This window comes from Variovorax sp. Varisp85 (assembly GCF_047304045.1).
Classification (GTDB): Bacteria; Pseudomonadota; Gammaproteobacteria; order Burkholderiales; family Burkholderiaceae_C; genus Variovorax.
The window spans coordinates 34,728-45,899 of record NZ_JBGLYN010000050.1 but is presented as its reverse complement, the minus strand read 5'-3'; the positions used below and the strand labels follow the sequence as shown (position 1 = coordinate 45,899).

5 protein-coding genes are annotated in these 11,172 nt (G+C 69.1%); 4 read left to right on the top strand and 1 reads right to left on the bottom strand.

Translation table 11 applies throughout. The features are described from left to right. The 3 genes from ACCC97_RS19445 to ACCC97_RS19435 form a co-directional block, all read left to right on the top strand. Positions 1–497, top strand: a 497-nt coding sequence (locus tag ACCC97_RS19445) for a chemotaxis protein CheW (protein ID WP_413334468.1), incomplete at its 5' end; no start/stop codon positions are given. A 42-nt stretch (positions 498–539) separates the two neighbouring features. Continuing rightward, the gene (locus tag ACCC97_RS19440) at positions 540–2,855 is read left to right on the top strand and encodes a methyl-accepting chemotaxis protein (protein WP_413334466.1); all 2,316 of its coding nucleotides are present in this window, start codon (positions 540–542) and stop codon (positions 2,853–2,855) included. A 31-nt stretch (positions 2,856–2,886) separates the two neighbouring features. Further along, positions 2,887–8,997, top strand: coding sequence for an Hpt domain-containing protein (locus ACCC97_RS19435; RefSeq protein ID WP_413334464.1), 6,111 nt, complete (start codon positions 2,887–2,889; stop codon positions 8,995–8,997). Positions 8,998–9,054: 57 nt separating this feature from the next. Here ACCC97_RS19435 and ACCC97_RS19430 read toward each other — a convergent pair whose 3' ends face one another. Then, complete coding sequence (locus tag ACCC97_RS19430; RefSeq protein WP_413334462.1) at positions 9,055–10,557, bottom strand: cryptochrome/photolyase family protein; 1,503 nt, start codon at positions 10,555–10,557, stop codon at positions 9,055–9,057. On the opposite strand from ACCC97_RS19430, the gene ACCC97_RS19425 reads away from it, so the two are divergent. Continuing rightward, on the top strand, positions 10,558–11,157 hold the full coding sequence (locus tag ACCC97_RS19425; protein WP_007838420.1) for a YqgE/AlgH family protein: 600 nt from the start codon (positions 10,558–10,560) through the stop codon (positions 11,155–11,157). It begins immediately after the preceding gene. Positions 11,158–11,172 lie beyond the last annotated feature (15 nt).

Sequence of the window (11,172 nt, the reverse complement as noted above, 5' to 3'; positions counted from 1 at the left end):
GCGCGCCCCGCGCCCGCCCCCCCCCCCCCACGACGGGCGTGGCCGCCACGTGGCTGGCGGTCGAGGCGGGCGAGGGCAAATACCTCTTCCCGCTGGGACACGCCGGCGAAATCTTTCCCTGGACGCCGCCACAGCCTGTGCCCTACACGCAGGCGTGGTTCCTCGGCGTTGCCAACCTGCGCGGCGGCCTCTATGGCGTCGTGCAGCTGTCGGCATTCGCCACCGGCGTTCCGGGCGCGCTGGCCGCCACCGAGGCGGCCCGCATCCAGTCGCGGCTCGTTGCTTTCAACGAGCTGCTCGAAGTCAACTGCGCTTTGCTGGTCGATCGACTGGCGGGGTTGCGGGGTGCGGAGGCCTTCACGGCCTCCGAACCTCCTGGCGCAGAAGCACCTGCCTGGCATGGGCATCTGTTTACCGACGCGGCGGGAGAGCGCTGGCAGGAAGTCAACCTGCAGGCGCTTTCCCAGCAACCCCAGTTTTTGAGCATTGGTGCGTAGTGCCCCCGCACGCCGTACCGGAAACTATCTGAAGGACCGACCGTGAGCTCGATCGCCGACAAGTTCAAGAAATTACTGCCCGTGACCAACGGGAACGACAAGGCCCGCGTCGATGGCTCCGGTTCCACGTTGTCTATCGACGACGTAGACACCGTCCAGGTCCCGGACGAGAAAACCGTGCGTATCGCCAAGAAGGGGGCCGCGCCCGCGGACACCGGCTTCAGCGACCTCGACCTGCCGGGCGGCGGCGGCGACGCCGCCAACGAGCCGGGCGCTGCGGCTGTCGAAGCGGTGCCCGACACCATCGACGGCCGCGCGGGCTCCAATCCGGCGCGGCAGCAGCGTATCCTGGCCATCATGCTGGCGGTCGCGGTGCTGTTGCTGTTGCTGGTGGCCGGTTCCGCCATTCTTCGCGCGGACCGCCTGGCTCAGCAGGTGGCTGCCACCGGCCAGTCGCTGATGCAGTCGCAGCGCCTTGCCAAGTCGATCTCGCAGGCCCTCGTCGGCAGCGCCTCGGCGTTCGTCGAAGTGAAGGACAGCGCCGACGACCTCTCGCGCCGCGTCGCGGGTCTGACCAACGGCGACGACTCGTTGCACCTGGAGCGAGTGGGCAACCAGTACGACGAGGAGATGAACAAGATCAATCCCCTCGTCACCCGTGCCGATGCCAGCGCCAAGGCCGTGCTGGCCCAGCGCCAGATCCTGACGCAGGTGGGAGCCGCCTTGCGCGACATCAACCAGCAGTCGTCCACGCTGCTCGAAATGACGGAAACCGTCGCGTCGCTGAAGATGCAGCAGAACGCCACGCTGCCCGAGATCTCGGCCGCCGGCCAGCTGGTGATGCTGACGCAGCGCATCGGCAAGTCGACCAACGAGTTCTTCACGGTCGAGGGTGTGAACCCCGACGCCGTGTTCCTGCTCGGCAAGGACCTGAACACCTTCCAGGAAACCACCCGCGGCCTGCTCGACGGCAATGCACAGCAGCGCTTCCCCGGCTCGAAAGACCCGCAGACGCGCCAGCAGCTCGAAGCCATCCTGAAGACCTACGAGCAGATGCGCACGCAGGCTTCCGCGATTCTGGGCAACCTGCAGGGCCTGGTGGCGGCACGCGAAGCGCAGGCTTCGATCCTGACCGACAGCGAGCCGCTGCGTAAGTCGCTCGGCGACCTGCAGGACAAGCTCTCCGCACGCACCGGCCTCGGCGCCGGAACGATCGTGCTGCTGTTCGTGCTGTCGCTGGCCGCCCTCGCCCTCGCCGGTGCCATCGGTTTCGTGCAGGTGCGCGAAGGCCGCGAACGCGCCGCCAACGCCGAGCGCGAACGCCTGGCCGCCGAGCAGTCCTCCGAAGAGGTGGGCCGCATCAACAACGCCAACCAGGCCGCCATTCTTCGCCTGATGAACGAACTGCAGACAGTGGCCGAAGGCGACCTGACGCAGGAAGCCACCGTGACCGAGGACATCACCGGCGCCATCGCCGACTCGGTGAACTACACGGTGGAAGAACTGCGCTTGCTGGTGGGCAACGTGCAGAACACGGCGACCCGCGTGGCGCAGACGACGTCGCAGGTGGAAAGCACCTCGACCGAACTGCTGGCCGCCTCGACCGAACAGCTGCGCGAAATTCGCGAAACCGGCCAGTCGGTGCTGACCATGGCCGAGCGAATCAACGGCGTGTCCACGCAGGCGCAAGAGTCCGCCACGGTGGCGCGCCAGTCGCTGCAAGCCGCATCCTCGGGCCTGCAGGCCGTGCAGAACGCCATCGGCGGTATGAATTCCATCCGCGACCAGATCCAGGAAACCTCCAAGCGGATCAAGCGCCTGGGCGAGTCGTCGCAGGAGATTGGCGAAATCACCGAGCTGATCTCGGACATTACCGAACAGACGAACGTGCTGGCGCTGAACGCAGCCATCCAGGCCGCATCCGCCGGTGAAGCCGGCCGAGGCTTCTCGGTGGTGGCGGAAGAAGTTCAGCGACTGGCCGAACGCTCCGCAGACGCCACGCGCCAGATCTCGGCGCTGGTGAAGGCGATTCAGACCGACACGCAGGATGCGGTGGGCGCCATGGAGCGTTCCACGCAGGGTGTGGTCGAAGGGGCCAAGCTGTCCGACAACGCGGGTACCGCGCTGTCCGAGATCGACCGCGTGTCGCGCCGTCTTGCCGACCTCATTGAGCAGATTTCGCAATCCGCCTCCCGCGAAGCCGATTCGGCCAACGTGGTGGCCGCGAACATCCAGCACATTTTTGCCGTGACGGAACAGACCGGCGAAGGCACGCGCACCACCGCCCAGCAGGTGCGCGAGCTGTCGCAGATGGCCGAAGAACTGCGCCGTTCGGTGGCCCGTTTCAAGATTGCCTGACCCCGATAGATAAGAACGGCGAGCACCCAACGTGTCGATTCAAACCCCTGCCACGGCCCCCCCCGCCGGCAACATGCCGGCCACCGAAGACCTCGGGCCGCTGGCCTGGGTGCTGGGAGAAATCCAGAAATCCCTTGACGGTGTAGGCAAGTCGCTGCGGCGCTTCGTGCGCGACGTGGACGCTGCTGCGGCCGAGCCCGAGAGCGGCCCGCTGCAGATGGCCCGCCAGCAACTGCACCAGGCCGTTGGCGCCCTTCAGATGGTGGGGCATTCCTCGCCCGCTCTGGTGCTTGGCGCCATCGAGTTCGCGGTACAGGGCTTCATTGCCGAACCGCAGCGCTGCACCGACGCCGCAGTGCTCAAGATCGAGCGTGCCGGCTTCGCCGTCGTCGACTTCCTGAACGCCTTGCTGGCTGGCAAGCCCGTGTCGTCGGTGGCGCTGTTTCCCCAGTACCGCGACGTGCTGGAACTGGTCGGCAACGAGCGCGTGCACCCCGCCGACCTGTGGAGCACCGCGTGGCGCTGGGTCGAGATCAAGCCTGCCCTCACGCAGGCCGCCGTGGCTTACGACCCGGCCGTGCGCTCGCGGCTCGACCGTGAAGTGCTGCAGCTGGTCAAGACCGGCGACGTGCACGCCGCGCGCCGGCTGCATGCGCTGTGCCTGGGGCTCGGACGCGGCGCGCTGCTGCCCCGCGTCGCCAGCTTCTGGACCCTGGCCGCCGGCTTCTTCGAAGCTCTGGCCACCGGCCTGATCGCGCCCGACGCCTACGTCAAGCGCGCCGCCTCGCGCGTGCTGCTGCAATACGCCACCCTCGCGCGCGGCGACAGCCTGGTGTCCGACCGCCTCGGCCAGGACCTGCTGTTCTTCTGCGCTCAGGCCGTGCCCACCGGCAGCGACGACGCCGCCACGCTGCGCACCGTGCGCAACGCCTGGGGCATCGCCAGCGAGCCGCGCGTCGACTACACCGTCGAGCAGTTCGGCCGCTTCGATCCGCTGGTGCTGCAACAAGCCCGCAAGCGCATCGAGACCGCAAAGGAAATGTGGTCGGCGCTCTCGGGCGGCGACATCACCCGCACGCGCCAGGTGGCCGACACCTTCGCGCAGCTCGGCGAATCGCTGCAGAAGCTGCATCCGCCGAGCCTGCCGATGGTGCTGGCCCTGACCCACGCGGTCGAAGCCTCCGTGCGCACAGGCCAGGCGCCCGGTACCGAACTCGCGATGGAAGTCGCCACCTCGGTGCTGTACCTGGAAGCCGCGCTCGAAGACCTCGACCCGAGCGATCCGCAGCTCACGGCCCGCACGCTGCAGCTGGCGGGGCGCATCGAACGCGTGCGCGCGGGCGGCCATTCCGAGCCGCTCGAGCCGTGGATGGAAGACCTCTACCGCCGCGTGAGCGACCGCCAGACCATGGGCACCGTGGTCGACGAGCTGCGCAGCCACCTGAGCGAGCTCGAGAAATCGCTCGACCAGTATTTCCGCCGCCCGGCCGAAAAAGGCCTGCTGCGCACCGTCCCGACGCAGCTCCTGCAGATGCGCGGCGTGTTCTCCGTGCTCGGCCTCGACCAGGCCGCGCTCACCGTGCAGCGCATGCGCGACGACGTCGAGGCGATGCTCGTCAGCACCTCGCCGGCCGAGGAAATGGCCGGCTTCGACGCGCTGGGCAACAACCTCGGCGCGCTCGGCTTCCTGATCGACATGCTGGGCTACCAGCCCGCGCTGGCCAAGCGCCTGTTCGTGTTCGACGCCGATGCCGGCGAACTCAAGCCGCTGATGGGCCGCCAGGCCACCGACAGCACGGCCGACGCCGCCGCCCCGAGCCAGGCTCCGGCCGCCGTAGCCGTGCTCAGCATCGAGGAAGTCGACGCCCAGATCGCCTCGAAGCTCGCCGCACTGGCCACGCCCAACCGCAAGGCCAAGGTCTCGCCGATCGAGGAATTCAGCAACAAGGCCGACAGCTGGACGAACAAGATCACCGGCCCGAGCGCGCTGCCCGACACCGAAGTCACCGAGCTCGAAGAAGACGACCTGCAGAACATCTTCCTCGACGAAGCCCGCGAAGTGGTGGAGAACGGCCTGGCCGCCATCGCAGAACTCGCCGGCTACCCGGACGACACCGAAGAACTCACGATCCTGCGGCGCGCCTTCCACACGCTCAAGGGCAGCTCGCGCATGGTCGGCCTCACCGACTTCGGCGATGCCGCCTGGTCGCTCGAACAGGTGCTCAACACCTGGCTGGCCGACCAGCGCCCCGCCACGCCGGAACTGCTGTCGGGCACCGAGCGCACGCTGAAGGAATTCGGCCAATGGGTCGAAGCCATCGCTTCGGGTTCTGCGCACGGCTGGCAGTCCACGCAGTTCAGCCGCGTGGCCAACGCGCTGCTGGCTGGCGAGCCCGTGCCCCCGCCGGTGCGCATGGCCGACGCCGAGGCCCTGGCGGTCGCCGCGCGCCACATCGCAGCCGAAGAGCCTGTGACCGCGCCCGCCCCCCTTCTCGAGGTTCCGGCGCCGGTGGCGGCGGAGCTGCCGCCGCTGCAGCTGCCGGATCTGCCCGATCTGTCGCTGGCCCCGGAAGTACCTGCGCCCGCACCCGCTGCGGCGCCCGAAGCGCCGCTCGAAACCGTGGCGTGGCAGGAGCCCACTGCGCCCGCCGCGCCCGAGACCGACGACGATTTCGCGTCGACCGATTTCATCGACTTCGAGTCGAAGCAGACCACCGAGCCCGCGGCGCTGACAGCCCTGCCGAGCGGCGAGGAGTTCGATTTCCTCTCGCCCGCGAAGACGCCCGTGGCCACCGAGCCGAAGCTGGCGGAAGCCGAGCCCGTGATCGAAGTCGTCGAAGCGGTCGAAGCCACCGTGCCGACCACCGCCGGCCTGCCCGATCTCGATTGGGAACCCGCGCCGCTGCCCGTGCAGGCCGCCGCCGAGCCGGAAGTCATCGAAGCCGCGGCGCTGCCGCCGCATGAGGAAGAACCGGTCGCCGAGCCCGAGCTGCAATCGGTCGCCGAACCGGAACCCGAACCCGAACTGCCCGCCCCGGCGGTTGCCGAGGTGATCGCGCCCATCTTCGAGGCGCCGGTGGCGCCTGCCGAAGCCCAGATCCTGGTCGCCGACGAAGCGCCCGAGCCCGTTGCCGCGGCAGCCACGCCTGTCGTGTCTGCCGAACCGCAGGAAGAAGCCGCGGAAGACATCGCAGCCGCGGCTGCGAGCGCCGAAGACCAGGTCAAGGTCATCGGCCCGCTGCGCATCGGCATCCAGCTCTACAACGTCTACCTCAACGAGGCCGATGAATGGTCGCGCCAGCTCGCCACCGACGTCGGCGAATGGGCGCTCGAATCGCACGAACGCCTGCCCGACTCGACCGTTGCGCTGGCCCACTCGCTGGCCGGCAGCTCGGCCACGGTCGGCTTCCACAGCCTGTCGGGCATGGCCCGCCTGCTCGAAGCCGCGCTGCAGCACCTGCAGATGCTGGGCAGCGGCACGCGGGAGCAGGGCATGGTGCTGGTGGCCGCGGCCGACGAACTGCGCCGCCTGCTGCACCAGTTCGCCGTCGGCTTCCTGCGCGACCCGGCCGAAGGCACGCTGCAGGCGCTGCGCGACATCGCCAATTCGCCGATGCCGACCGAACTCGCCATGCGTGCCGAGGCCCGGCCGCTGCATCAGGTGGTGGTTGCCGAATCCGTCGCCGACGTGGCGCTGGACGATTCCGAAGACGCCATCGACCTGGCCGACGCGGTCGACGTCGACCTGTTCCCGATCTTCGAGGAAGAGGCGGCCGAACTGCTGCCGCAGCTCGGCGAGGCGCTGCGCCAGTGGGCGCATCACCCAGACGATGGTGCCCCGCGCGCCTCGGTGCTGCGCACGCTGCACACGCTCAAGGGCAGCGCACGGCTGGCCGGCGCCATGCGCCTGGGCGAGCGCGCGCACCGCATGGAGTCCGAGATCGAAATCCTGGGCTCCCAGGGAGCGGCACGCGCCGACATCGAAAAGCTGCTGGCGCGCCTCGACACCCTGCAGGCCACCTTCGACGCATTGCGCGCGGCCGACGACGCCACGCAGGTCGAGCTGGCCCAGATCGTGGCCGCGGCCACTGCGACCGCGCCTGCCGCCCCGCCGCCGCAGGTTGCGGCCGAAGCCGGCGTGCCCGCGAACGACGAAATCGCCGCTCCCGTGGCGAGCCTCGAAGACCAGCCTGGCGTCCCCGCGACGCTGCAGCCGCGCCCCGCGCCCGCGCTGCTCACGCCGCTGCGCGCCGCAACGGGCCAGGCCGTGCGCATCCGCACCCAGCTGCTCGACCGCCTGGTCGCGCAGACCGGCGAGGTCATCATCACGCGTTCGCGCCTGGAGGCCGAGCTGGGCCAGCTGCGCGGCTCGCTGTCCGACCTGACGGGCAACCTGGACCGCCTGCGCCAGCAACTGCGCGACATCGAGGTGCAGGCCGAAAGCCAGATGCAGTCCCGACTGGCGCAGGCCAAGGACTCGCAGCAGAGCTTCGACCCGCTCGAGTTCGACCGCTTCACCCGCGTGCAGGAACTCACGCGCATGATGGCCGAGTCGGTGAACGACGTGGCCACCGTGCAGCGCACGCTGCAGAAGACGGTGCAGGCCACGGAAGACGATCTCAGCGTGCAGGCGCGCCAGACGCGCGAACTGCAGCGCGGCCTGCTGCGCACGCGAATGGTGGAGTTCGAGGGCATCTCCGACCGCCTCTACCGCGTGGTGCGCCAGGCCTCGAAGGACACCGGCAAGCAGGTGCGCCTGGACATCGTCGGCGGCTCCATCGAAATGGACCGCGGCGTGCTTGACCGCATGACGCCCGCCTTCGAGCACCTGCTGCGCAACTGCGTGGCGCACGGCATCGAGAGTGCGGCGGTGCGCGAGAAGGCCGGCAAGGACGCCAGCGGCCTGATCGTCATCGACCTGCACCACGAAGGCAACGACGTCTCGGTGAGCTTCCGCGACGACGGCGCCGGCCTCGACAACAAGCGCATCGCAGAGCGCGCCCGCGCCCTCGGCCTGCTCGAACACGACAAGGAGCTGTCGGCCGAGGAAGCCACCGAGCTGATCTTCAAGCCTGGCTTCTCGACGGCGGGGCAGGTCTCCGAACTGGCCGGCCGCGGCATCGGCATGGACGTGGTGCGCGCGCAGATCGCGGCGCTCGGCGGCCGCATCGAAACGCACAGCAACCCCGGCCAGGGCACCACCTTCAAGCTGGTGCTGCCGCTGACCACCGCCGTGACGCACGTGGTGATGCTGCGCGCAGGCGAAGTGTCGATCGGCGTGCCGTCGAACCTGGTGGAGCTGGTGCAGCGCGTGGGCGGCACCGACCTCGAGGCGGCCTACCTGCACAACAGCCATCCGTTCGGCAGCGAGCAGGTGCCGTTCTACTGGGCCGGTGCGCTGCTGCAGGCCTCGACCCGCAGCGAACACGCGGTGGCCAGGAACAACACGATCGTGGTCGTGCGAAGCGCGGCACAGCGCGTGGCCCTGCACGTGGACGAAGTGCTGGGCAACCAGGAAGTCGTGGTCAAGAACCTCGGCCCGCAGCTCGCGCGGCTGCCCGGCTTGGCCGGCATCTCGGTGCTGGCGTCGGGGGCGGTGGCGCTGATCTACAACCCGGTGGCGCTGGCCTCGGTGCATGGCGAACAGGCGCGCGAGCGCCAGGCCGCCGCGCTGGCAGCGCCGGCGCACGGCGCCGCGGCCGAACACGGCGCGCCGCAGCAGCCGCTGCCGACGCTGGCTCCGGTGGCACCGCAGGTCCCGCTGGTGCTGGTGGTGGACGACTCCATCACCGTGCGCCGCGTCACGCAGCGCCTGCTGCAGCGCGAAGGCTATCGCGTGTCGCTTGCGGCCGATGGCCTGCAGGCGCTCGAACGGCTGCAGCAGGAGCGCCCGGCGGTGGTGCTGTCGGACATCGAGATGCCGCGCATGGACGGCTTCGACCTGGCCCGCAACATCCGCGCCGACGATTCGATGGCCGGCCTGCCGATCATCATGATCACTTCGCGCATCGCCGAGAAGCACCGCGAATACGCGCGCACGCTGGGCGTGAACCACTACCTCGGCAAGCCGTACTCGGAAGAGGAACTGCTGCGCCTGGTGCGTGCGTACACGAGCGAATCGACGCTGGCTGCTGCCGCTTGATGCTGGCCGGGGCGCTCCCGGCGGCGACCAGAGAACAGGGGCCTTCGGGCCCCTTTCTCATGGCTTCTGCAGCACCTTGGCCCGCGCCGCCGCGTAGCGCTGCAGCGTCTTCTCGCGCGCCTCGGCGTGGTCCACCACCGGCTTCGGGTACGTCTCGCCGAGCGTAATGCCCGCCGCCTCCAGCTCCACCGGCGAGGCCAGCCAAGGCGCATGGATCGCCGCGTTCGACAGCCCCGCGAGCTGCGGCAGGTAGCGGCGGATGAACTTGCCCTCGGGGTCGAAGCGCTCGCTTTGTGTCACCGGGTTGAAGATGCGGAAGTAGGGCTGCGCGTCGCAGCCGCTCGAACTGGCCCACTGCCAGCCGCCGTTGTTCGAGGCCAGCTCGAAGTCGTTCAGGTGCAGCGCGAAGTAGGCCTCGCCGCGCCGCCAGTCCAGCCCCAGGTCCTTGCACAGGAAGCTCGCCGCCACCATGCGCAGGCGGTTGTGCATGTAGCCGCTCTGGTTGATCTGCAGCATGGCGGCGTCCACCAGCGGATAGCCGGTGCGGCCTTCGCACCAGGCGTCGAACAGCTGGTCGGCGTGCTTGCCGTGGTGCCACTGGATCCGGTCGTACTCGGGCCGGAAGCTCTTCGACTCGCCGCCCGCGTGCACGTGCGGAAAGTGCGCCAGGATCTGGAAGTAGAACTCGCGCCAGATCAGCTCGCTCAGCCAGACCGCCGCCCCGGCATTGCCCTGCAGCGAGAGTTGGTGCGCCAGGCTCGCAAGCTGCCGGATCGACACCGTGCCGAAGCGCAGGTGCACGCCCATGTAACTGGGCCCGCGCACCGCCGGGAAGTCGCGCGCCTCGGCGTAGCGGTCGATGCGCTCGAAGAAGTCCTCGAACAGCAGGCCCGCGCCGCGCGTGCCGGTGGGAATCTCCAGCGCCGAGAGGTTGCTTTTCTCGAAGCCGATCTCCCGCAGCGCGGGCACCGGCTCTCCGTAGGCCTGGGGCGAGGGCGCCAGCGCGTCGGCGTGGCTGCGCACCGGGTACGGCTTCAGGAAGAATGAATCGACCTTCGCCAGCCAGGCCCGCTTGTAGGGCGTGAACACGGTGTAGGGCTGGCCGGTCTGGGTCAGGATCTCGTCGCGGTCGAAGACGGTCGAGTCCTTGTAGGTGTGGAAGGCCACGCCCGCGTTGGCCAGCGCCCCGAACACCCGGGCGTCGCGCTCCAGCGCGTCGGGCTCGTCGTCGCGGTTGGCGAACACCGCCTGCACGCCGAGCTCGCGCGCCAGCGCCGGAATCTCCTGCACCGCCGCGGCATGCCGCACGACCAGCCCGCCGCCCAGTGTGCGCAGCTCGGCTTCGAGCTCCACCAGCGATTCGCGGATGAATTCCACCCGGCGGTCGACCGAGGGCAGGGCGTCGAGGATGGCCTTGTCGAACACGAAGGCGCAGACCACCTGGCGGCAGGCCCGCAGCGCGCGATACAGGGCCGCGTTGTCGTCCACCCGGAGGTCCCGGCGGAACCACATGAGCCCTTTGGGATAGGTCTTGTCTACGGCCAGTAAAATCGGGGGCATATGGCCGCCGATTCTGCCCCGATGAACCTCACGCATCACTTTCTGATAGCGATGCCCGGGATGGAAGACAAAACTTTCAACCGCAGCGTCGTGTACCTCTGCGAACACAGCGAGCGCGGAGCGCTCGGCCTCGTGATCAACAAACCCAGCGACATCAACCTCAAGGTGCTGTTCGAGAAAATCGAGCTCCACCTGGCCCGCCCCGAACTGGGCGAAGCCCCCGTCTTCCAGGGCGGCCCGGTGCAGACCGAACGCGGCTTCGTGCTGCACGAGCCGGTCTTCACGCAGGCCGAGAAGCCCGAGGAATCGGTCTACGCCTCGACCATGACCATTCCCGGCGGGCTCGAGATGACCACCTCCAAGGATGTGCTGGAGGCCCTGGCCACCGGCGCCGGCCCGCGCAAGGTGCTGGTCTCGCTGGGCTATTCGGCCTGGGGCGAGGGCCAGCTGGAGTCGGAACTGGCCGAAAACAGCTGGCTCACCGTGGGCGCCGACCCGGCCGTGATCTTCGACACGCCCGTGGAGCAGCGCTACGACAAGGCCTTGCTGCTGCTCGGTCTGGAGGCCTGGAAGCTTTCCCCGGACGCGGGTCACGCATGATGAACCTGGCTCACC